The organism is Streptomyces sp. NPDC038135, from assembly GCF_055601245.1.
The window spans coordinates 236,132-258,256 of record NZ_JBVJXS010000001.1 but is presented as its reverse complement, the minus strand read 5'-3'; the positions used below and the strand labels follow the sequence as shown (position 1 = coordinate 258,256).

At 73.5% G+C, this 22,125-nt stretch carries 15 protein-coding genes; 9 read left to right on the top strand and 6 right to left on the bottom strand.

All coding sequences use genetic code 11. From position 1 onward, the window contains the following. Nucleotides 1-58: 58 nt before the first annotated feature. From ACZ7JA_RS01185 to ACZ7JA_RS01170, 4 genes are all read right to left on the bottom strand, one after another. Complete coding sequence (locus tag ACZ7JA_RS01185) at nucleotides 59-571, bottom strand: lamin tail domain-containing protein (protein ID WP_470807125.1); 513 nt, start codon at nucleotides 569-571, stop codon at nucleotides 59-61. Nucleotides 572-1,016: 445 nt separating this feature from the next. After that, a complete protein-coding gene (locus ACZ7JA_RS01180; RefSeq protein ID WP_470806747.1) occupies nucleotides 1,017-2,576 on the bottom strand; it encodes an alpha/beta hydrolase in 1,560 nt (519 codons plus the stop codon). Between the two features lie 133 nt (nucleotides 2,577-2,709). Beyond that, on the bottom strand, nucleotides 2,710-4,254 hold the full coding sequence (locus tag ACZ7JA_RS01175) for an alpha/beta hydrolase (RefSeq protein WP_351662508.1): 1,545 nt from the start codon (nucleotides 4,252-4,254) through the stop codon (nucleotides 2,710-2,712). Between the two features lie 85 nt (nucleotides 4,255-4,339). Then, a complete protein-coding gene (locus ACZ7JA_RS01170; protein WP_351662510.1) occupies nucleotides 4,340-7,171 on the bottom strand; it encodes a lysylphosphatidylglycerol synthase transmembrane domain-containing protein in 2,832 nt (943 codons plus the stop codon). 186 nt (nucleotides 7,172-7,357) lie between these two features. On the opposite strand from ACZ7JA_RS01170, the gene ACZ7JA_RS01165 reads away from it, so the two are divergent. From ACZ7JA_RS01165 to nudC, 5 genes are all read left to right on the top strand, one after another. Further along, nucleotides 7,358-7,744, top strand: coding sequence for an MGMT family protein (locus ACZ7JA_RS01165; RefSeq protein WP_393437131.1), 387 nt, complete (start codon nucleotides 7,358-7,360; stop codon nucleotides 7,742-7,744). A 275-nt stretch (nucleotides 7,745-8,019) separates the two neighbouring features. Next, nucleotides 8,020-11,361 carry an ATP-dependent helicase gene (locus ACZ7JA_RS01160; protein WP_470806744.1) on the top strand — a complete coding sequence of 1,114 codons (3,342 nt, stop codon included), beginning with the start codon at nucleotides 8,020-8,022 and terminating at the stop codon, nucleotides 11,359-11,361. Between the two features lie 112 nt (nucleotides 11,362-11,473). Then, entirely contained in the window at nucleotides 11,474-15,115 is a 3,642-nt protein-coding gene (locus tag ACZ7JA_RS01155; protein WP_470806742.1) for a UvrD-helicase domain-containing protein, read from the top strand. A gap of 47 nt (nucleotides 15,116-15,162) precedes the next feature. Further along, the gene (locus ACZ7JA_RS01150; protein ID WP_470806741.1) at nucleotides 15,163-16,566 is read left to right on the top strand and encodes a dipeptidase; all 1,404 of its coding nucleotides are present in this window, start codon (nucleotides 15,163-15,165) and stop codon (nucleotides 16,564-16,566) included. A gap of 164 nt (nucleotides 16,567-16,730) precedes the next feature. Continuing rightward, nucleotides 16,731-17,675 (top strand): NAD(+) diphosphatase, encoded by a 945-nt coding sequence (nudC, locus tag ACZ7JA_RS01145; protein WP_470806739.1) that lies wholly within the window; start codon nucleotides 16,731-16,733, stop codon nucleotides 17,673-17,675. 64 nt (nucleotides 17,676-17,739) lie between these two features. On the opposite strand, the gene ACZ7JA_RS01140 is transcribed toward nudC, so the two are convergent. Then, nucleotides 17,740-17,934: a hypothetical protein gene (locus ACZ7JA_RS01140; RefSeq protein WP_470806738.1), complete on the bottom strand. Its 195-nt coding sequence runs from the start codon at nucleotides 17,932-17,934 to the stop codon at nucleotides 17,740-17,742. A gap of 105 nt (nucleotides 17,935-18,039) precedes the next feature. Then, on the bottom strand, nucleotides 18,040-18,297 hold the full coding sequence (locus tag ACZ7JA_RS01135) for a mycoredoxin (RefSeq protein ID WP_351662530.1): 258 nt from the start codon (nucleotides 18,295-18,297) through the stop codon (nucleotides 18,040-18,042). Nucleotides 18,298-18,428: 131 nt separating this feature from the next. On the opposite strand from ACZ7JA_RS01135, the gene ACZ7JA_RS01130 reads away from it, so the two are divergent. The 4 genes from ACZ7JA_RS01130 to ACZ7JA_RS01115 all read left to right on the top strand — a co-directional run bounded on the left by ACZ7JA_RS01130 (nucleotide 18,429) and on the right by ACZ7JA_RS01115 (nucleotide 22,063). Then, a complete protein-coding gene (locus ACZ7JA_RS01130; protein ID WP_389304138.1) occupies nucleotides 18,429-20,717 on the top strand; it encodes an ATP-dependent DNA helicase UvrD2 in 2,289 nt (762 codons plus the stop codon). 164 nt (nucleotides 20,718-20,881) lie between these two features. Beyond that, a complete protein-coding gene (locus ACZ7JA_RS01125; protein ID WP_351662536.1) occupies nucleotides 20,882-21,199 on the top strand; it encodes a hypothetical protein in 318 nt (105 codons plus the stop codon). Nucleotides 21,200-21,374: 175 nt separating this feature from the next. Further along, complete coding sequence (locus ACZ7JA_RS01120; protein ID WP_351662539.1) at nucleotides 21,375-21,743, top strand: WhiB family transcriptional regulator; 369 nt, start codon at nucleotides 21,375-21,377, stop codon at nucleotides 21,741-21,743. Further along, nucleotides 21,740-22,063, top strand: coding sequence for a hypothetical protein (locus ACZ7JA_RS01115; protein ID WP_351662542.1), 324 nt, complete (start codon nucleotides 21,740-21,742; stop codon nucleotides 22,061-22,063). Before ACZ7JA_RS01120 ends, ACZ7JA_RS01115 begins: the two co-directional genes overlap by 4 nt. Nucleotides 22,064-22,125 lie beyond the last annotated feature (62 nt).

Genomic DNA, 22,125 nt, shown 5'->3' with positions numbered 1-22,125 from the left:
CCACGCCCACCTGTTCAGCGGGAACGAGGGTCAGCGTTCACCGGCTCGCGGGAGACGGTCAGCGGCGGGTGCGGTGGTCACCGTCGCGGTGGTCGCGGTCGCCGCGGTGGTCGCGGTCACGGTGGTCGCGGTCGCGGTGGTCGCGGCCCCACGAGGCGTCGTCGACGAAGCGGCCGCGGTCGTTGCGCAGGGTCGCCGTGTCCGAGCGGTCCCAGACGGACCGGTTGCGGTCCTGGAACAGGTCGCGGCGGGTGTCGTGGCCGTAGCCGGTGTGGACGCGGACGGTGGAGCGGCCGTCCAGCCGGTAGTGGTGGAAGGTGTAGGTGTGGCCGTCCCGGTCGGAGAGGGTCCAGCCGCTGAGGTTGACCGGGCGGCGCGAGTTGTTGGTGATGTCGACCCACTCCCGGTTCAGGGCGCGGCTGGAGCGGTCGTCGCGTCCCGGGGCGTCGTGCCGCACGCTGCTGATGTACACCGCGTCGCGGTGGTGCCGGCCGGGGTAGTGGTCGGCGGCCGCGGCCGGCAGGGCCACGGCTCCCACGGCGGCGGCCGACACGGCGGCGACGGCGGTCATGCGGCGCACGGATGCGGAAATGGTCACGAGGATCCCCCTACAGGAGTCCATGGCACCCCCCTTACGGATCTGCGGAGGTGAGAACGCCGCAGGCCAGTGGTGGTGCGTTGTACGAGCGGCGGCCGGCTGGCCGCGCACTCACACTGTGCAAGCCATGCGCCCGGTTTGTGGGGGAGATGTGCGCGGCATTACGGCTTCAACATATTCCTGTGACTCTCTGCTGCATCGTCCATGTATGACTCCAACACGTCGAATTGAACGTTCGTCAGGAAAAGAGCCGCTTCAGCACTGGCTTGTCCGTCACGCGGCAGTGCCCAGGCGTCCTGCCGGGGTGAGCCGGTGTCACCCGAAAGTGAGTAACAGGAACGCCCCCTACCGATCGGACTAGTCCGCCACGGCACGGCCGTGTCCCGTGCCGGAACGCCTGTTCAGGACACCGCCCGCGTCAGGAGCAGACCTTGCCGTCCCGCGGCACCGTCCCGTCGAGCAGATAAGCGTTCACCGTCGAGTCGACGCAGTCGCTGCCGTTGCCGTACGCCCCGTGTCCCTCGCCCTTCCAGGTGAGTTCGACGCCGACGCCCTCGCCCAGCTCGTCGGCCATCCTGCGGGCGCCCTCATAGGGGGTCGCCGGGTCCCCGGTGTTCCCGACCAGCAGGATCGGCGCCGCGCCCGGCGCGCTCACCCGCGGGGTGTCGTACTGCCCGGCGACCGGCCAGTCGTGGCACCAGCCGGCCGTGTCCCAGCCGAGGTAGTCCCCGAAGACCGGCGATATCCGCTCGAACTCGGGCAGCAGTCTCTTGGTCCGCGCGAGCGTGGGCCGCTGCTTGTCGTCCAGGCACGATATGGCGCGCTGGGCGTGGCTCCTGGTCCCGTAACGGCCGGATGACTTCCGCTCGTTGTACTGGTCCGCGAGGGCGAGGAGTCTCGAGCCGTCGCCCTGCCCGGCCGACTTCAGCGCCTCGGTCAGCCTGGGCCAGCCGGCCTCGCTGTACAGCGGCAGGATGATGCCGGTGAGGGCGAGCGTCTGGGTCAGCTTCCGTCCGGACGCGGTCGGCAGGGGTCTGGCGTCGATGCTCCTCAGCAGCGCCGCGATCCTCCGTGTGCCCCGCTCCGGGTCCTGGCCGGTGGACCTCAGATAGTCCTCCAGCGCCCGCTGGAAGCCCCGCGCCTGGTTCTTCGCGTGGCCCACCGTGTCCGCGGTCGGGTCCACCACCGCGTCGAGGATCATCCGGCCCACGCGCCGGGGGAACAGGTGGGCGTAGACGCCGCCGAGTTCGGTGCCGTAGGAGATGCCGAAGTAGTGCATCGTCCGGTCGCCCAGCACGTGGCGCAGCAGATCCATGTCACGGGCGGTGTCGGTGGTCGAGAGGTGCGCCAGCAGCCGTCCCGCGGCCCGCTCGCACCCCTTCCCGAAGTCGGCGGCGTCCTGGAAGTACGCCTTCTCCTCGGCGGGATCGTCAGGCGTGGCGTCCACCGCCTCGGCGGCCTCGGTGTCCCGGTCGCCGCGGCAGCGCACGCCCTCGCTGGCGCCGACCCCGCGCGGATCGAAGCTCACCAGGTCGTAGCGCTCGCGCAGCTCGGAGGCGAGGGCTCCGTAGTACGGCATCGTCGACACCCCCGAGCCGCCGGGGCCGCCGAAGTTGAACACCAGGGAACCGATCCGGTGGTCCCCGGTCGCGCGGGCCCGGATGAGGGCGAGGCCGATCGTCGCACCACCGGGCTTCGACCAGTCCAGCGGCGCCTTGAGCGTGGCGCACCGCCACTCGTCACCGGGTGCCGCGGAGTCCTCGGCGGCCCCGCACCGGCGCCACTGGAGCCGCTGCGAGGTGAGCGACGAGGGTGGATCCGCAGCGGACGGCACGGCCGTCGCGGAAGCCTCGCCGGGCCGGCCGGCGGGGCTCGTCCCCTTGGCCTCGTCAGGGCCGCCGCCCGAGCCGCCGCCACCGCACCCGGCCACCAGCAGCGCCGCGGCCACCCCCGCCGTCCACCGCAGAACCCGAAGCATGCGCACCCCCCTCGCAGGCCCCCCGCGTCGTCCCGCGGCAGGCGTTCACGTCATGGTAGGCGGCGGGGCGCAAACCCGTTGCAGGCTGTGGATAAGCCTCTGACCTGCATATCTGCCATGGCCGGCCCGTGCTTCAGGAGCAGACCGTGCCGGCCTTCGGCACCTTCCCGTCCAGCAGGTATCCGTTCACCGCGCTCTGCACGCACTTGTTCTTGCTGTCGTACGCGCCGTGCCCCTGGCCCTTGTACGTCAGCTCGACTCCGACGCCCTTGCCGAGCGCGTCCACCATCTTCCGCGCGCCCTCGTAGGGGGTGGCCGGGTCGCCGGTGTTGCCGACGACGAGGATCGGCGCCGCCCCCGGTGCGCTGACGTCGGGATGGTCGGCGGCGCCCGGCACCGCCCAGTCGGTGCAGCTCAGCATGCCCCAGGCCAGATAGTCCCCGAACAGCGGCGAGGCGGCCCGGAACTGCGGCAGCCGCTGCCGGACCTCGTCCGCGGTGTAGCGCTGCTTCTCGTCGGCGCAGTTGATGGCGATGTTCGCCGCGGCGATGTTGCTGTACTCGCCGTTCTCGCTGCGCCCGTTCATCGAGTCGGAGAGCAGCATGAGGATCTTGCCGTCGCCCTCGTAGGCCTGCTGCAGCCCCTCGGTGAGGTACTCCCAGAAGTCCTTCGAGTACAGGGCCTGCGCGATGCCGTTGGTCGCGGCGGTCTGGGTGAGCTGCCTCGGGAAGGCGCCGGGGATCGGCTTCTTCTCCAGATCCGCGAGCAGCTTGGCGATGCGGTCCTTGACGTCCTGCGGGGTGTCCCCGACCGGGCACTCCTCCGTCTTCGACGTGCAGTCCGCGGCGAAGTTGTCGAGCGCCAGCTGGAACCCCTGGGCCTGGCCGAGCGCGCTCTGCGCGGGGTCCTTGGTGGGGTCGACGACCGCGTCCAGGACCGCGCGGCCGACGTGCCCGGGGAACAGGTGGGCGTAGACGCCGCCGAGTTCGGTGCCGTAGGAGATGCCGAAGTAGTGCAGCTTGTCGTCGCCGAGCACCTGGCGCATGAGGTCCATGTCGCGGGCCGCGTCGGTGGTGCGTACGTGCGGCAGCATCTTCCCGGAGTGCTTCTCGCAGTTCGCGTTGAACTCCCTGGTGCGGTCGACGAGCTGCTTCTGCTCGGCCTTGTCGTCGGGTGTGGCGTCCTGCTGGAAGTACTGGTCGAGCTGGGCGTCGCTCTCGCACTCCACGGGCCCGCTCCGGCCGACTCCGCGCGGATCGAAGCTGACCAGGTCGTACCGGGTGTTGAGGGTGGCGTAGTCCTGCCCGAACGCGGGGAGCGTGGTGACGCCGCTGCCGCCGGGGCCGCCGAAGTTGAAGATCAGCGAGCCGATCCGCTTGCCGGGGTCGCCGCTCGCCCTGGCCCGGATCAGCGCGATGTCGAGGGTGTCGCCCTTGGGCCTGCTCCAGTCCACGGGGGCCTTCATCGTGGCGCACTGCCACTGGGTGCCGTCCGGCAGCGGCGACGGTGAGGAGCCGCCGCCCTCCGCGGCCGAGGGGGCCGGGCAGTCCTTCCAGTCCAGTTTCTGCGCCGTCGGGTCCCCGTTCCCGGCACCGTCGCCGCACCCGGCCAGCAGGGCGGCCAGCAGCACGGCGCTGGTGGTCAGGGCAGCGGCACGCAGCCTGGAGGGGTTCGCCATGCTTCCATCGTGCGCGTGTGCGGGCCGGGCCGCGCGGGGCACGGGCCGTACGAGCGACGGCCGGGCCCCGGCCCGCGGGGAGCGCCTACAGGGCGCCCTTGCGGGTGAGCTGGTTGAACGCGAGCCAGCCGGGCAGCACCGGCAGCCACAGCGTGAGCAGCCGGTACAGCAGGACGGCCGGTGCGGCGACCTCCTTGGGCAGGCCGACGGCGATCAGGCCGAGCGTGAGGCTCGCCTCGACCGCGCCGACGCCGCCCGGGGTGGGCGCCGCGGAGCCGAGCGCGTTGCCGGCGAGGAAGACCACGGCCACGCTGGCGATGCTCAGCGAGGTCGAGCCGTCGCCGAAGGCGCGGATGGAGGCGTCCAGGCACATCACGAAGCAGGCGGTCAGCAGCAGCATGCCGCCGATGCCGGTGACGAGCTTCTGCGGACGCTGGAGCACGTCGAGCATGCGCGGCACGACACCGGCGAACAGCGACCTCACGCGCGTGACGACGAACTTCCGCAGGAACGGCACCGACGTCACCACCAGCACCAGCACCGCCACCGTCAGCAGGCCGGCGATGACCGTCCGGGACGGCGACAGCGAGGGCGTCTTCTCGGTTCCCGTCAGGTAGCCGAAGGACAGCAGCATCAGGATGTGGCAGCCGAGGCCGAACAGCTGCGAGGCGCCGACGCTGGCGACCGCGAGCCCCGGGCGCACTCCGGCGCGCTGCAGGAAGCGCGTGTTGAGGGCCACTCCGCCGACCGCCGCCGGCGCCACGATCTTCACGAACGATCCCGCGACCTGGGCGCCCACGGTCCTCGGCAGCGGCACCCGCTCCGGCACGAAGCCGAGCAGCGCCATGGCGGCGGCCACATAGCTGAGCGCGGAGAAGAGCACCGCCGCCAGCACCCAGCCCCACTGGGCGTTGGCGACCAGCGGACCGAACTCGATGTGGGTGAGCTGCGTCAGCAGGTAGTACGCGCCGATCGCGCCGGCGATGAAGCTGATCAGCGTGCGCGGCCGCACCCGCTCCAGCCGGGCCGGCTCCACGGGGGCCTGGGGCCTGATCCGCAGCACCTCGTGCCGGATCTGGGTGAGCAGGTCCTCCTCGCGGGCCTCGTCCAGGGCCTCGTCGATGGCCCGCTTCTCCGCCCGCTGCTCGGCCCGGACCGTCTTCTTGTCGGGCTTTCCGGGTGCGGGGCCGGCCGTCGCGGAGGCAGTCTCCTCCGCCCGGGCCAGCTTGGCCTGCCGGGAGGCCTCGAGCACCGCCTCGCGTTCGCGCTGGGCCCGCTCGCGGCCGAGACGGCGCAGCGTCGCGCGGGTGGCGCGGGTCAGGGCGATGGGCTGCAGCATCGGCAGGCAGTCCGCGACCGCGTCCGGGCCGAGCACGCCGACGGCCGAGGCCACCGCCCGTTCGGCGCCCGCCCGCAGGCCGAGCGTGGTGATCAGCTGGGCGACGTCCATGCGCAGCAGCAGGTCGCCGGCCGCGATCTCGCCGCCGCGCAGCTCGGTGAGGATCACTCTGCCGGAACGATCCACCAGAATCGCGTCGCCGGCCAGCCTGCGGTGCGCGATCCGCCGGGACTGCAGCGCCTGCGCCTGACGCCAGATGTTGCGCAGCAGCTCGTCGGTGATCTCCTCGTCCGCGAGCGAGTCCAGCGTGCGCCCGCCGGTGTGCTCGTAGACGAGCATGACCGCGTCCGGACCGAGCTCGGAGGTGGCGATCAGCTTCGGCGCGTTGGCGCCGGCCGCGATCGCCGCGTACGCCAGCAGCGCCTCCTGCTCCAGGGCCTGGCGCAGGGACTGCAGGCTGGAGCGGGTGGCGAAGCCCCGCAGGGTCAGGTTGCGCCAGGCCCGGTAGAAGAAGCCCTGGGCCTGCTGCTCCCGGTCGACGACCGTGACGTCCAGCGGACGGCCGTCCTCCAGGGTGACGAAGTAGCGCCGGCCGCGGTCGCCGTTCTCCGACTCCGCGGTCTCCTCGCGGGCCGCGGCGACCGGGTGGAAGCCGACGTGCCTGAGGCCCGCCATGAGCGTCCGCCCGGTGGGGCGGACGTTCGGCGAGCCGACCGCGTACAGCGTGCCGTAGGCGACGGTCCAGCCGATCAGCACGGTCAGGATGATCGAGAAGGGCGTCGTGTAGCCGGTGACGAGCATCGAGAACGCGTCGAGCAGCAGCACGATCCACAGCACCGCGCGCCATCGGGGTCTGCGGGACATCCCCACCGCCGTCATGTAGGCGATGACGGGTGCGAGATAGCCGTGCACCGGGTCGGTGAGGGCGTGGATGTCGCCCGGCGAGGGCTGGGTGAGCGCCTCCTGGATGGAGCCGGGCGCGGCCCGGGCCACCCACAGGTCCGTGGCGAGGGTCACTCCGTGCGCGAGGACGGCCGCGAGCACGCCGTCGGCGATCCGCAGCCCGTCCCGTTTGATCAGCCGTTCGATCGCGAAGGCGACCGGCACCAGCAGGATCGCGATGCTGGAGGCGAGCCCCGCGATCTTGATCAGCAGGTCGGGGGCCTGCCCCGTGCCCTTGTTGATGTCCTGTTCGAGGCCCGAGGTGGTCCCGTGCGCGAACGCCGCGACCGCGAGCAGCACGACGATGGCGAGCACGCCCACCAGCAGCCGCATGAGGTCGGAGGGACGGTGCACGCGCGCGGGAAGCAGCGGTTCGTCGCCTTCCACCTCCTCCGGGTGAGCCTCGTCACCGGCGCTCGCGTCCGGCCCCGGGGCGCCGGGGAGCGTCCCCTCGGCGGCCTCCGCGCCGTCCTCACGCGCGCGCGTGGCGTCCTCGCGCGTCCCCTCGCCGGTCGCGGCGCCGCCGTCCCGGCCCGTCGCGCCGGTGCCCTCCGGTGCGGAGGCGGCGGCGTCGGGACGCGCGGACGCGTCAGGGGTGCCCGCCGCGCCTTCGGGGTGCACACCCTGCTGCTTCATGGTCTCTTCTTGGTCTCGTATCACCGGTCACCGCCCGCACGATGGTGGCATGCCCCACCGGCACTCGCGGGCATCAGGGTGCAGATGCGGGGTCGGACAGTCTGCCGGAAGCGCCGCCCGAGGGCGAGGGGCCCCTGCCCGGCCTTCCGCGCCGCGTTGTCGGTGGGGTGCGGCAGGATGGGGCGAATGAGCGAGCGGAGCCCTGCCGAGGACACCCGTGACGGATGCGAGGACGCGCTGCCCGAGTACGCGGAGCGGGTCCTCGAGGTCGCCGAGCAGATCCCGCCGGGGCGGGTCATGACGTACGGCGACGTCGCCGAGTGGCTGGAGGAGGGGGGACCGCGCCAGGTCGGCCGGGTGATGTCCCTCTACGGGGGCGGCGTGCCGTGGTGGCGCGTGGTCCGCGCCGACGGCGTGCTCCTGCCCGGCCACGAGCTCGGCGCGCTCGCCCACTACCGGGCGGAGGGCACCCCGCTCAAGGCGGCGGGCAGGAGCGCCGAGGGCCACCTGCCGCGACTCGACATGAGACGGGCGCGATGGGACGGCGGCACGGGCACGGACGGTCACACCTGACAGCTTCCGCCATCGGATGCCCCCGAGGGGAATCGGTGGCCCGTACGAGGGACACCGGGGACGTTCGTTGCATGACGTACGTTCGTTGGTCGAGGGACACGCGTGACACCGGGGCTCCGAGGGGCCCGGGAGTCGCACGGGAAGAAGCGGAAGCCCTGCTTCCGCCCGATGTGGCGGCGTAGCGTCGGCTGCACGTGTCCCCCTCACCCCGCGGCCACCGCCTCGCACGCGTGACCGCCCGCCCACCAGCACGACCACCAGGACCGGCGAACCACGTGAGCTCCTCCTCCACCACCAGCCGTCTGCCGCACCCTCCGGTGCGGCAGGGGAACCGTGGCGCCTACCGGCTGGTCCGTAACCCGCCCGCCGCGATCGATCCCCCTCGACTGGACGCCGCCCAGCGCGCCGTGGTTGACCACACCGCCGGCCCGCTGCTCGTCCTCGCCGGTCCCGGCACCGGGAAGACCACCACCCTGGTGGAGTCCGTGGCCGCGCGCGTCGCCCGCGGCGCCGACCCCGAGCGCATCCTGGTGCTGACGTTCAGCCGCAGGGCCGCCGTCGACCTCCGCGACCGCATGGCCCAGCGCATCGGCGCGGCCCGCGCCCCCCGGGCGACCACCTTCCACTCGTACTGCTACGCCCTGCTCCGCGCCCACCAGGACAGCGGTCTGTTCGCGGAGCCGCTGCGCCTGCTCTCCGGACCCGAGCAGGACGTCACCGTCCGCGGGCTGCTCGCCGGGCAGCCCGACCTGGAGCGGCTCGGCCTGAACCACGTGCGCTGGCCCGACGAGCTGCGCGCCTGCCTGACGACCCGCGGCTTCGCCGACGAGGTCCGCGCCGTCCTCGCCCGCAGCCGCGAGCTGGGCCTCGGCCCCGGCGCCCTGGACGCCTTCGCCCGCCGCATCGGCCGCCCCGACTGGCGCGCCGCCGCCGCCTTCCTCGCCGAGTACCTCGACGTCCTCGACCTCCAGGGCGTCATCGACTACGCCGAACTCGTCCACCGCGCCGTGCTGCTCGCCCGCCGCCCCGAGGTCGCGGCCCGGCTCGCCGCCCAGTACGACGCCGTGTACGTCGACGAGTACCAGGACACCGACCCGGCCCAGGTGCGCCTCCTGCACGCCCTGGCCGGCGGCGGCCGCACCCTGGTGGCCTTCGGCGACCCCGACCAGTCGATCTACACGTTCCGGGGCGCGGACGTGAACGGCATCCTGGACTTCCCGGCGGCCTTCCCGCGCACGGACGGCCGGCCCGCGCCCGTCGAGGTGCTGCGCACCGCCCGCCGCTCCGGCGCCGCCCTGCTGGCGGCCACCCGCCTGATCACCCGGCGCATGCCGCTGACCCGCCTGCCCGCCGAGAAGGTGCGCGCACACCGGGAGCCCGAGGCCGTGCGCGACGGCGGCCGGGTCGAGGTGCAGACCTACCCGACGCCCGGCGCGGAGACCGACAACATCGCCGACATCCTGCGCCGCGCCCACCTGGAGGACGGGGTCCCCTGGCGCGAGATGGCCGTCCTGGTCCGCGCCGGCTCCCGGAGCATCCCGACGCTCCGCCGGGCCCTCACCGCGGCGGGCGTCCCCCTGGACATCGACGGCGACGACCTGCCGCTGCGCCACGAACCCGCGGTGGCCCCCCTGCTCACCGCCCTGCGCACGGTGGCCACGGCCGAGTCGCGGCAGGGACCCGCGGAGGAGGCCGAGGCCACGTCCTCCGGCGCGGAAGCGGACGACGAGAAGCGCGACGCCTCCTGGCTCGACGCCGAGACCGCGCTCACCCTGCTCGCCTCCCCGCTTGCCGGCATGGACACCGCCGACCTGCGCCGCCTCGGGCGCGCCCTGCGCGAGGAGGAGCGGGCCGCCGGGAACCCGCTGCCGGCGCCCTCCGACGAACTCCTCGCGCGGGCGCTCGCCGAACCCGAGCGCCTCGTCGCCCACGACCCGGCCTACGCGCGCGGTGCGCAGCGGCTGGGCGCGCTGCTCCGCACGGCGCGCGAGCGCCTCGCCGCCGGCGGCACGGCCGAGGAGGCGCTGTGGGACCTGTGGCAGGGCACGCCCTGGCCCGGCCGGCTGGAACGCGCCGCCCGGCGCGGTGGCGCGGCCGGCCGCAACGCCGACCGCGACCTGGACGCGGTGTGCGCGCTGTTCGCCACCGCCGCGCGCGCGGAGGAGCGCGTCGGCGGCCGCGGCGCCCTGAACTTCCTGGAGGAGATCGAGGCCCAGGACATCGCCGCCGACACCCTCACCCGCCGGGCCGTACGCCCCGACGCCGTCCGCCTGATGACCGCGCACCGCGCCAAGGGCCTGGAGTGGCGGCTCGTCGTCGTGGCGGGCGTCCAGGAGGGGCTGTGGCCCGATCTGCGCCGCCGCGGCTCCCTGCTGGAGGCCGACCGCATCGGCCGCGACGGACTGGCCGAACCGCTCACCCCGGGCGCGCTCCTCGCCGAGGAACGCCGCCTGTTCTACGTGGCCGCCACGCGCGCACGTGAACGTCTCGTCGTCACCGCCGTGAAGGCGCCGGCCGACGACGGCGACCAGCCCTCCCGCTTCCTCACCGAGCTGGGCGTCGAACCGCGGGACGTCACCGGCCGCCCCCGGCGGCCGCTGTCCGTGGCCGCGCTCGTCGCCGAGCTGCGCGCCACCACCGTCGACCCGGACGCCTCCGCCGCGCTGCGGGAGGCGGCCGCACACCGCCTGGCGAGGCTCGCCGCCCTCGCCGACGAGGACGGCCGGCCCCTGGTGCCGTCCGCCCACCCGGACCGCTGGTGGGGCATGTTCGAGCCGACCGAGAGCAAGGTGCCGCTGCGCGACCGCGACCAGCCCGTCGTGCTCTCCGGCAGCGCCCTCGACCAGCTCGCCAACACCTGTGCCCTGCAGTGGTTCCTGGGCCGCGAGGTGAAGGCCGACGCGCCCGCCACCGCCGCCCAGGGCTTCGGCAACGTCGTCCACGTCCTCGCCGACGAGGTCGCCTCCGGCCGCACCCCCGCCGACCTCGACGTCCTGATGGAACGCCTGGACTCGGTGTGGAACGCGCTCGCCTTCGACGCGCCCTGGAAGTCGGCCCAGGAGAAGGACAACGCGCGCGCGGCCCTGGAACGCTTCCTGAACTGGCATGTGCTGGACCGCACCGGCCGCACCCCGGTGGCGAGCGAGCAGGACTTCGACGTCACCCTCGGAGCGGGCGACTACCAGGTCCGCATCCGCGGCCAGATGGACCGGGTCGAGGCGGACGGCGAGGGCCGCGCGTACGTCGTGGACTTCAAGACCGGCAAGCAGGCGCCCAGCGGCGCCGAGGTGGCCCGCCACCCGCAGCTCGCCGTCTACCAGCTCGCCGTCCGCGAAGGCGCCGCCGACGACGCCTTCGACGGCGTGCGCCCCGAGGCGGGCGGCGCCGAACTCGTGCACCTGCGGCAGGGCGCGAACCGACGCGACGGCGGGGAGACCCTGCCCAAGGTGCAGAGCCAGGAGCCGCCGGCGGGGGAGTGGGTCGGCGAGCTGCTGGCCACCGCCGCCGGGAAGGTCCTCGACGAACGCTTCACGCCCACCACCGGCCAGCACTGCGCCCACTGCGCGTTCCGCGCCTCGTGCAGCGCCCGGCCGGAGGGCCGGCACGTGGTCGAATGACTCCCACGAGGCACCGTGACGCACGGCACCACACGCGCTGACCTGCGGTTCTTCCTGGCCGGACAGTCGGCGCGGTCCCGGTTGTCAGTGCTCGCCGCTAGCCTCTGACGACATGCCCGCCCGTATCACCGACCCCGAGCAGCTCAAAGAGCTCCTCGGCATCCCGTTCACCCCGGAGCAGACGGCCTGCATCACCGCGCCGCCCGCCCCGCAGGTGATCGTGGCCGGAGCCGGCTCGGGCAAGACCACGGTGATGGCGGCCCGCGTGGTCTGGCTGGTCGGCACCGGCCAGGTCGCCCCCGAGCAGGTGCTCGGCCTGACCTTCACCAACAAGGCCGCGGGCGAACTCGCCGAACGCGTCCGCACGGCGCTGATCAAGGCCGGCGTCACCGACCCCGACGCCCTCCCGGCGCCCGGCCTCCACCCCTCGCCGGCCGCGCCCGCCGGCCCCGCGTGGCCGGACCCGGAGAACCCGCCGGGCGAGCCGGTCATCTCGACCTACCACGCCTTCGCCGGCCGGCTGCTGACCGACCACGGCCTGCGCATCGGTCTCGAACCCACCTCCCGGCTGCTCGCCGACGCCACCCGCTACCAGCTCGCCGCGCGCGTGCTGCGCGAGGCCCCGGGCCCCTACCCCGCGCTCACCCGCTCCTTCGCCGACCTCGTCAGCGATCTGCTCACCCTCGACTCCGAACTCGCCGAACACCTCGTCGAGCCGGAGGAACTGCGCGCCTGGGACACCGGCCTGCTGCACACCCTGGCCGGCGCCAAGCTCACCAACGCCGATCTGCGCAAGGTCCCCGAAACCGCGGCCGCCCGCCGGGAGCTCGCCGGCCTCGTCCTGCGCTACCGGGCCGCCAAACGCGAACGCGACCTGCTCGACTTCGGCGACCAGATCGCGCTGTCCGCGCGTCTCGCCGGCGTCCCCGAGGTGGGCCGCATGCTGCGCGAGGAGTTCCGCGTCGTGCTCCTGGACGAGTACCAGGACACCTCCGTCGCCCAGCGCGTCCTGCTCTCGGGCCTGTTCGGCGGCGGCACCGGCCATCCCGTGACCGCCGTCGGCGACCCCTGCCAGGCCATCTACGGCTGGCGCGGCGCCTCCGTCGCCAACCTCGACGACTTCCCCGAGCACTTCGCGCGCGGCGACGGCCGCCCCGCCACCCGCCAGGCGCTCAGCGAGAACCGCCGCAGCGGCGGCCGTCTCCTCGATCTCGCCAACGGCCTCGCCGAACCGCTGCGCGCCATGCACGCGGGCGTGGAGGCCCTGCGCCCGGCCCCCGGCGCCGAGCACGACGGCACGGTCCGCTGTGCCCTGCTGCGCACCCACGCCGAGGAGACCGAATGGATCGCCGACTCCGTCGCCCACCTCGTCCGCACCGGCAGGGCGCCCGGCGAGATCGCCGTGCTGTGCCGCACGGCCACCGACTTCGCCGAGATCCAGGGCGCCCTCGTCGCGCGTGACGTACCCGTCGAGGTGGTCGGGCTCTCCGGGCTGCTGCACCTGCCCGAGGTCGCCGATCTCGTCGCCGTCTGCGAAGTCCTCCAGGACCCCGGGGCCAACGCCTCCCTCGTCCGCCTGCTCACCGGTCCCCGCTGGCGCATCGGGCCCCGCGACCTGGCCCTCCTCGGCCGCCGCGCCCGCCTGCTGGTCGCCCACGCGCGCGGGGACGGCGCCGACGACCCCGACCGCAGGCTCGCCGAGGCCGTCGAGGGAACCGACCCCTCCGAGGTGATATCGCTCGCCGACGCCCTGGACACGTTCCTGGAGTCGCCGCTGCGCGAGGACGACCGGGACGACGACGCACTGCCGTTCTCAGCGGACGCGCGCGTGCGCTTCGCCCGCCTCGCCGCGGAGCTCCGGGACCTGCGCCGCTCGCTGTCCGACCCGCTCATGGACGTCCTGCACCGCGTCCTCGCCGTCACCGGCCTGGAGGTGGAGCTGTCCGCCTCCCCGCACGCGCTCGCCGCCCGCCGCCGCGAGACCCTGTCCAACTTCCTCGACATCGCCGCCTCCTTCGCGGCCGGCGACGGCGAGGCCACCCTGCTGGCCTTCCTCGGCTACCTGCGCACCGCCGCCCAGTACGAGAAGGGCCTCGACAACGCCCTGCCCGGCGGCGAGAACACCGTCAAGGTGCTCACCGCGCACAAGTCCAAGGGCCTGGAGTGGGACGTCGTGGTGGTCCCCGGGCTGGTGAGCGGCACCTTCCCGAGCGCCCAGGGCCGCGAGAAGTGGACCGCGCAGGCCAAGGTGCTGCCCCATGACCTGCGCGGCGACGCCGACACCCTCCCCGACGTCGGGTCCTGGGACTCCCGGGGCTTGAAGGCCTTCCACGAGGCGATGAAGGAGCACCAGCACACCGAGGAACTCCGCCTCGGATACGTCACCTTCACCCGCCCCCGCTCCCTGCTCCTCGGCTCCGGCCACTGGTGGGGGCCCAGCCAGAAGAAGCCGCGCGGGCCCTCCGACTTCCTCCAAGCCCTGTACGACCACTGCGCCGCCGGCCACGGCGAGATCGAGGCCTGGGCCGACGAGCCCGCCGAGGACGAGGAGAACCCGGCGCTGCACACGGCCGGCGCCGAACAGGCGTGGCCGCTGCCGCTGGACGACACCGCCCTGGCCCGGCGCCGCGCGGCCGCCGGGACCGTCCGCGCCCACCTGGACGCCCTGGCCGCCCGGCCGCCCGCCGACCACGGCTCCGGCACCGTCGACGACCCGGACTGGCCGACACCTCCGGACGACGAGGACTTCCCGTACGACGAGGAGACCGCCTACGAGGAGATCGCCCACGAGGAGGACCTCCCGTACGGCGAGGACCCGTACGACGACATGCCCCACGAGGCCGGCTTCTCCCCCGACGAGCCGGCGCTCGCCCCCGGCGAGCCCGGCGGCTGGGACTCCTGGACCGCCGAGCGGCCGGCCGTGCCCCACCAGGCGCCCGCCCCCGACGAGCGCACGCACCGGCGCGCGCACACCCACCCCGGCGAACCGGCGGACCCCGCACCCCGCGCCTCGGACGAGATCCGTGTCACACCCGAGGAGGCCCGCGCCATCGCCTCCTGGGACCGCGACCTCGACGCGCTCACCGGCGAGCTGCTGCGGGCCCGCCGCGGCATCACCGACGTCCCCCTGCCGGCCACCCTCACCGCGACCCAGCTCATGCGCCTCGCCCAGGACCCCGACGGGCTCGCACAGGAACTCGCGCGCCCCATGCCCCACCCTCCGCGACCCGCCGCACGCCGGGGCACCCGCTTCCACGCCTGGGTCGAGGCCCGCTTCGAGGCACTCACCCTGCCCATGCTCGAACCGGACGAGCTGCCCGGCAGCGATGCCGAGATCACCGACGAGCGCGACCTCGAAGCCCTCAAGGAGGCCTTCGAACGCACCGAGTACGCCCACCGCACCCCCTACCGGATCGAGGCCCCCTTCCAGCTCACCCTCGCCGGCCGGGTCGTACGCGGCCGCATCGACGCCGTCTACAGGCACCGCGACGGCGACCGGACCACCTACGAGATCGTCGACTGGAAGACCCACCGCGCCCACACCGCCGACCCCCTCCAGCTCGCCGTGTACCGGCTCGCCTGGGCCGAGCAGCAGGGCGTACCGCCCGAGTCGGTCACGGCCGCCTTCCTCTACGTGCGCACCGGCGAGGTCGTGCACCCCGAGGCCCTGCCGGACCGCGCCGCCCTGGAACGGCTGCTCACCGACGAGCGCCCGGACCACCCGCGCGAGACGGCCTGGAGCGCCCGAGTGTGACGAAGAGCCCGCCGAGGATGCCCCCGCGGGCCGATAGGCTCGTGAGCATGAGCCAGACCCCGGACAGCGCCGTCCGCACGTACATCGAAGAGCACCGCGCCGCCTTCCTCGACGACCTCACCGCCTGGCTGCGCATCCCCTCCGTGTCGGCCCAGCCCGAGCACGCCTCCGATGTACGGCGCAGCGCCGAATGGCTCGCCGCCAAGCTGGCGGAGACCGGGTTCCCGACCGCCGAGGTCTGGCCGACCCCGGGCGCCCCGGCCGTCTTCGCCGAATGGCCCTCCGGCGACCCCGAGGCCCCCACCGTCCTCGTCTACGGCCACCACGACGTGCAGCCCGCCGCCCGCGAGGACGGCTGGGACAGCGAGCCGTTCGAGCCCGTCGTCCGCGGAAACCGCCTCCACGCGCGCGGGGCCGCCGACGACAAGGGCCAGGTGTTCTTCCACACACTCGGGGTCCGCGCCCACCTCGCCGCCACCGGCCGCACCGCCCCCGCGGTCAACCTCAAGCTGCTGATCGAGGGCGAGGAGGAATCCGGCTCGCCGCACTTCCGCGCCCTCGTGGAGGAGCGGGCCGAACGGCTCGCCGCCGACGCCGTCATCGTCTCGGACACCGGCATGTGGTCCGAGGACACCCCGACCGTCTGCACCGGGATGCGCGGCCTCGCCGAGTGCGAGATCCGCCTCCACGGCCCCGACCAGGACATCCACTCCGGCTCCTTCGGCGGCGCCGTGCCCAACCCCGCCACCGCAGCGGCCCGGCTGGTCGCCGCCCTGCACGACGAGCACGCGCGCGTGGCCGTCCCCGGCTTCTACGACGGCATCGTCGAGCTGACCGACCGCGAGCGCGAGCTGTTCGCCCAGCTCCCCTTCGACGAGGCGACATGGCTGCGCACCGCCAAGTCGCGCGCCGCCCACGGCGAGGCCGGACACACCACCCTGGAACGCATCTGGGCCCGCCCCACCGCCGAGGTCAACGGCATCGGCGGCGGCTACCAGGGCCCCGGCAGCAAGACGATCATCCCGTCCTCCGCCGTGGTGAAGCTCTCCTTCCGCCTGGTCGCGGGCCAGGACCCGGACCACGTCGAGAAGGCCGTCCGCGCCTGGGCCGCCGAGCAGGTGCCCGCCGGCATCCGGTACGAGATCGACTTCGGCTCCGCCACCCGCCCCTGCCTCACCCCCCTCGACCACCCCGCGCTGCAGTCCGTCGTGCGCGCCATGAGCCGCGCCTTCGAAGGGCCGATCCGCTACACCCGCGAGGGCGGCTCGGGACCCGCCGCCGACCTCCAGGAGGTCCTCGGCGCCCCCGTCCTCTTCCTCGGCATCTCCGTCCCCTCCGACGGCTGGCACGCCCCCAACGAGAAGGTGGAGCTCGACCTCCTCCTCAAGGGCGTCGAGACCAGCGCCTACCTGTGGGGCGACCTCGCCGGGAACTGGCGGCACGCCCCCTGACCCCGGCAGGCGCCGCAAGGGACGGCACCGCGCGCGGGGCACACTGGACGTACCGCCCGCACGCCCCGCCCGCGTCCCGGCCCGGTGCCCGCACGCCCCACGTCCGCCGAACCACCCGCCGAAACGAACCGTTGCACCTTGCTCTGGGGGAGTTGGAAGCACCCGTGACCACCTGGACCGACCAAACCGCCGACCGCCCCGTCTCGCTGACCGCCCCGAGCGGCATCGACCGCGCCGCCCACCACCGGCTCGACGAAGCCTGGCTCGCGGCGGCGTGGAGCCACCCTACGACCCGCTGCTTCGTGGTCTCCGGCGGCCAGGTCCTCATCGACGAGACGCCCGACGGACGCACCGAACTCGTCATGACCCCGTCCTTCGAGGCGCCGCTCACCGAGGCCCACCGCTACTTCCTCGGCAACGACGCGGAGGGCGTCAGCTACTTCGCGCTGCAGAAGGACGCCCTGCCCGGCCGTATCGACCAGTCCGCCCGCCCCGCCGGCCTGCGCGAGGCCGGACTGCTGCTGTCGCCGCGGGACGCGGGCCTCATGGTGCACGCCGTCGGCCTGGAGAACTGGCAGCGCACCCACCGCTTCTGCTCCCGCTGCGGCGAACGGACGGTCATCGCCGCCGCCGGTCACATCCGCCGCTGCCAGGCCTGCGGCGCCGAGCACTACCCGCGCACCGACCCGGCGGTGATCATGGCCGTCACCGACGAGGAGGACCGGATCCTGCTCGGCCGGCAGGTCCACTGGCCCGAGGGCCGCTTCTCCACGCTCGCCGGCTTCGTCGAGCCCGGCGAGTCCATCGAGCAGTCCGTGTGCCGCGAGGTCTTCGAGGAGGTCGGCGTCCACGTCGGCCCGGTCGAGTACGTCGCCAGCCAGCCCTGGCCCTTCCCGTCCAGCCTCATGCTGGGCTTCATGGCCCGCGCCACCTCCACCGAGATCAACGTCGACGGCGACGAGATCCACGAGGCCCGCTGGTTCTCCCGCGACGAGCTGCGCACCGCCTTCGAGACCGGCGAGGTGCTGCCGCCCTACGGCATCTCCATCGCCGCCCGCCTGATCGAGATGTGGTACGGCATGCCGCTGCCGACGCGCAGCTTCGTCTGAGGCAGCGGGCGGGCCACCGTCCACGACCCCGTCGGCCCGTCGAGGCAGGCGGGGTCGCGTCGTGTCAGGGGAGCAGGGGGCGCCCCTCCCTCGCGGCCTCGAAGTGCTCGTCCTTGAGCGCGTCGTATCCGTGCTCAGCGGCGAACCGCTCGATGCGGCCGAGCGGGGAGTCGGGCGGGGGCGGCTCCTCGCTGATCGTGAAGCCGAGGAGCTGCGCCCAGAACGCGGCGGCCACGTCCTGCGGGTCGTTCATGTCCATGCCGCGCACGGTAGCCCTGGGGTCTGACAATCCGATCGGCGCGGAGGGCGACACACGAAACCCCCGAGCGGCCGTGGAAGCCGTCGGGGGCGTGTGAAGCGAGGGTCAGGCGCCGAGCGCCTGCTTCACCTGGGCGAGGCTCGGGTTCGTCATCACGACCTCCGTGCCACCGCCGGAGGGAACCACCTGGACGGTCGGGACGGTCTGGTTCCCGCCGTTCGCCTTCTCCACGAAGGCCGCGGACGCCGGGTCCTGCTCGATGTTGATCTCGGTGTACGCGATGCCCTCCCGGTCCATCTGGCTCTTCAGCCGACGGCAGTAGCCACACCAAGTCGTGCTGTACATCGTCACAGTGCCCTGCATGTCTCTCGCGCTCCTCAGGCAGCTCGGGAAGGTCGTCCAGGGAGAGAACGCGAGGGAGAGGGCGGGCATTCCCCGCCCGGCCGGGGGCCGCCGTGCGGCCGCTCACGGGGCCCGGCGTCCCACCCGTGTCCGTGACACCTGCCGCATTGGTACGACCGCGGGCCCCCGCCTGTGGACAACCGGCACGGTGGTCCCGGGCGACCTGGCAGCATGGCAATGTGACAGCAGCAACGCACTCCACCCTCTTCCCGCAGGTACCGGACACGGCCGACGCGGTGCTCGAAGGGCTGGACCCCGAGCAGCGCGAGGTGGCCACGGCCCTGCACGGACCGGTGTGCGTCCTGGCCGGAGCGGGCACCGGCAAGACCCGGGCGATCACCCACCGCATCGCCTACGGGGTCCGGGCAGGCATCCTCCAGCCGTCCAGCGTGCTCGCCGTCACCTTCACCAACCGCGCCGCCGGAGAGATGCGCGGGCGTCTGCGCCAGCTCGGCGCCCAGGGCGTCCAGGCCCGCACCTTCCACTCCGCGGCCCTGAGGCAGCTCCAGTACTTCTGGCCGAAAGCCGTCGGCGGCTCCATGCCCCGGCTCGTCGACCGCAAGATCCAGCTCGTCGCCGAAGCGGCCGCCGCCTGCAACCTCCGCCTCGACCGGGGGGAGCTGCGAGACGTCACCGCCGAGATCGAATGGTCCAAGGTCACCCAGACGGTCCCCGCCGACTACGCGTACGCGGCCGCGAAGGCCGGCCGGGAGGCCCCGCGCGACCAGGCGGAGATCGCCCACGTCTACGCGGCCTACGAGGACCTCAAGCGGAACCGCGCGGTCATCGACTTCGAGGACGTCCTGCTGCTGACCGTCGCCGTCCTGCAGGACCGGCACGACATCGCCGATCAGGTACGCGCCCAGTACCAGCACTTCGTCGTCGACGAGTACCAGGACGTCAGTCCGCTGCAGCAGCGGCTGCTGGAACTCTGGCTCGGCGACCGCGACAGCCTCTGCGTCGTCGGGGACGCCAGCCAGACGATCTACTCGTTCACCGGAGCAACGCCCGACCACCTCCTCGACTTCCGCACCCGCCACCCGCGCGCCACCGTCGTCAAACTGATCCGCGACTACCGCTCCACCCCGCAGGTGGTCCACCTGGCCAACGGTCTGCTCACCCAGGCCCGCGGCCGCGCCGCCGACCACCGGCTGGAACTGGTCTCCCAGCGGGCGCCCGGACCCGAGCCCGTCTACAGCGAGTACACGGACGAGCCCGCCGAGGCCGAAGGCGCCGCCCGGCGTATCCGCGAGCTCATCGACGCCGGCGTCCCGGCCTCCGAGATCGCCGTCCTGTTCCGTACGAACTCCCAGTCCGAGACCTACGAGCAGGCCCTCGCCGACGCCGGAGTGCCCTACCAGCTGCGCGGCGCCGAGCGGTTCTTCGACCGGCCCGAGGTCCGCAAGGCGGGCGTGGCCCTGCGCGGCGCGGCCCGCTTCGGCGGCAACGACTCCCTGCTGGACGACGTCGTCGACCTGCCCTCGCAGGTACGCGCCGTGCTGTCGGGGGAGGGCTGGACCAGTGCGCCGCCGGCCGGCTCCGGCGCCGTCCGGGAGCGCTGGGAGTCCCTGGCCGCCCTGGTCAACCTCGCCCACGACTTCTCCGCCGCCCGTCCCGGCGCCACCCTCGGCGACTTCGTCGCCGAACTGGACGAGCGGGCGGGCGCCCAGCACGCCCCGACCGTCCAGGGCGTCACCCTGGCCTCGCTGCACGCGGCCAAGGGCCTGGAATGGGACGCCGTCTTCCTCGTCGGCATCGCCGAGGGGATGATGCCGATCACCTACGCCAAGACCGACGAACAGATCGAGGAGGAGCGCCGCCTCCTCTACGTCGGCGTGACCCGCGCCAGAGAGCGGCTCCACCTCTCCTGGGCCCTGTCCCGCGCACCGGGCGGACGGCCCAACCGCAGGCCCAGCCGCTTCCTCGCCGGCCTGCGCCCCGGCACCGCCGCCACCGCCGCCCGCGCAGGCGCCGGAGCGGCAGGCGGCGGCATCGAGCGCGGCGCGGCCGCCCGCACCCCGGCCGCCGTCCCCCGGCGCACCCAGCGCACCGTGGCCCGCTGCCGGGTGTGCGGCCGCACCCTCACCGACGCCGGTGAGATGAAACTGATGCGCTGCGAGGACTGCCCCTCCGACATGGACGAGGGGCTCTACGAGCGGCTGCGCGAATGGCGCGCGGTCCAGGCCGAGCGCAGCGGGCAGCCGGACTTCTGCGTCTTCACCGACCGCACCCTGATGGCCATCGCCGAGGCGTGCCCCGAGGACCCCGCCGGACTCTCCCGCATCCCCGGTGTCCGCGCCCGCAAGCTGCAGCGTTATGGAGCCGATGTTCTGGCCATCTGCGCAGGTCGGGAGATCGGGGCGGACGACGGGCGCGACTGATGCGAACTCGTCGAAAAAATAGTTTGCGCATGCCCCGGCAATCCCCATAGGTTCTAGGCACGGAAGCGGCGGCCTTCTCCAAGGTCCTGACTCCGTGTTGTACTTGCATATCCGTGCGGATCGGTTCACCCCGGTCCCCAAGACGCCGAGAGGAGGCGAGTCCAGTGATCAGCATCGAGACCAACATCAGCGCGGCCAAACTGACCGATCGCTCGGCCGTCTCCACGTGCATGCTCGGCGCCTCGAACCAGGGCACCGGTCTGTCCGGCATTCGTGCCGTCCGTCCGGCGTCCTCCCCTGCTCTCGCGGTCCTTCCCGTCCGTGAGCGCAATGAGCGACCGACGAAGGCACTGGAAGCGGTAGCGGCACAGGCACATGCCTATGCCTTTGCGGCGGCCGGTGCCGGATTCCGGAAGCAGACGACGCAGCACCACCTGATGTGGGCCTTCCGTGGGCCAGAACCCTGGAGTGATCCAGCCTGATCGCCGATCAGGCCGGCGCCTTCAGGGCCGCGGAACCCCACCCGGGATCCGCGGCCCTTCTGTTTTCCCCGAACGGGGACGACGGAGCGAAGGGGCCTCGGGACAGGAACAGAACCCGGTACCAAGCCGACGCCCGGTCAACAGGCCGGAACGACCAGACGAGGAAGACCGAACCGTGCAACTCGAAGCGCACGCCCCGTCAGTACCGCCTTCACGAACGATCCCCCCGCCCGGCCTCACGGAGGACCCCACCTTGATCCCCCTCACCGCGCTCACCGCGCTCGACGACGCCATCGAGAACCTCGGCGTACCCGTCCCCTGCCGTTCCTACGACCCCGAGGTCTTCTTCGCCGAGTCGCCGGCCGACGTCGAGTACGCCAAGTCCCTCTGCCGTACCTGCCCGCTGATGGAGGCGTGCCTCGCCGGGGCCAAGGAGCGGCGTGAGCCCTGGGGCGTCTGGGGTGGCGAGCTGTTCGTCCAGGGTGTCGTCGTCGCCCGGAAGCGGCCGCGTGGCCGCCCGCGCAAGAACCCGGTCACAGCATGAACATCACAGGAACCATCGACCGTCCCCTCACGCACGACCCCAAGAAGCAGGCCCCGATGAAGCCGTCCACCAGCGAGCCCGCGGGCTCCGCGACCCCAGACTTCACCACCACCGGCGCGAACGACTCGCGTCAGAACAGGACCCGAGAGATGCAACTCATCCCAGAAGCCCTGGCTCGTGCGCATATGCACGACATGCTGCAAGGCGCCGAGCAGGAGCGCCGGGCCGCCCGTGTGGCGACCGCCCGCCGCATGCAGCGCCGGGCGGAGCGCGCCTCGATGCGCGCCCGCCGTGCGCTGGCCATGGCCGTCATGCAGTGATCCAGCACACCTGAAGCGGTGGCCTCCCGGTGCGGGGAGGCGAAGCCTTCACCACGGGGGCC